The organism is Bartonella sp. EBT8, from assembly GCF_055796165.1.
The window spans coordinates 1-1,106 of the sequence record NZ_JBTTDJ010000085.1 but is presented as its reverse complement, the minus strand read 5'-3'; the positions used below and the strand labels follow the sequence as shown (position 1 = coordinate 1,106).

1 protein-coding gene is annotated in these 1,106 nt (G+C 42.9%); it reads left to right on the top strand.

Going from position 1 to position 1,106, the window contains the following annotated elements:
- Window positions 1–19 precede the first annotated feature (19 nt).
- On the top strand, window positions 20–1,106 hold a 1,087-nt coding region (locus AC0QT4_RS09210), incomplete at its 3' end, for a ShlB/FhaC/HecB family hemolysin secretion/activation protein (RefSeq protein WP_473201365.1).

Below are 1,106 nucleotides of genomic sequence, written 5' to 3'. Positions count from 1 at the left end.
GAGGACAGGAAAGTCTGAAGTGTTTTTTGAGAATAATGAGGAGAACAGTTCCGATGATTCTTCGAGATCAAAAACCTGTTTGATGATCAAAAATATTGGGTTGATTGGTGCCAGGTTGATTTCGCATACTGATCTTCATGGTAGCATTTCTCGTTGGGAAGGGCACTGTTTAGGCATTGATGATATCAATAAAGTGCTCAAAGCGGTAACTATGCTTTACGTCAAGCGTGGTTATATCGCGGTGCGGGCTTATTTGCCTGAGCAAGATTTAAGGGGTGGTCATCTCAAAATTGTTGTTGTTGAAGGTCGTGTAGAAGATATCACCCTGGATGGTCACACAGTTGAGAGGAAAGATCGCGGCGAAATCACCACAGCTTTTCCAAATCTGATTGGTCACCCGACCAATTTACGCGCGATAGAGCAAGGACTTGATCAAATCAATAGGCTTTTTTCTCGTCAAGCCACCATTAATCTTGAAGCTGGAAAGGTTTCTGGCGGTTCCATCCTTGATATTCATATAGCCAAACAGAAACCTTGGAGTTTTACAGTTTCCAGTGATAATCTTGGCGCTCAGGCAACAGGTCTCTACCAAACACGTTTGAGCCTTTCTTTTGATGATTTGTTTGCTTCCAATGATCAATGGTCGTTTAGTTATCAGCGCTCCATGGATGGTGGCGTGTATCATTTCACAAATGAGCGGCCCAATAGTGATACGATCACGGGTTCATTTTCCATTCCTTATGGTTATTGGACAGCAGGTTTTGATGGCACGTGGAGTCAATATTATTCGAGTGTTAAAGGAATATTTTCCGACATTTTGACATCGGGTAAGTCTTTATCGCTTACCCCTTGGATTTCGCGGGTTATTGCTCGTGATCAAGAGGGGAAGACCTGGTTTACGGGACGATTGACATGGAAATATGCTGATAATTTTATTATGGGCAGTAGGGTTGATGTGTCGAGCCGTAAATTAGCTATTGCGTCTTTTGAGCTTGATCATATGCGCCAGTGGCTTGGAGGAGAATTCAATGCTCATTTAGGGTTTCATAAGGGATTGGCGATCCTTGGTGCCTATGATGATAAAGATCAAGAAAATGTCTCGCCCA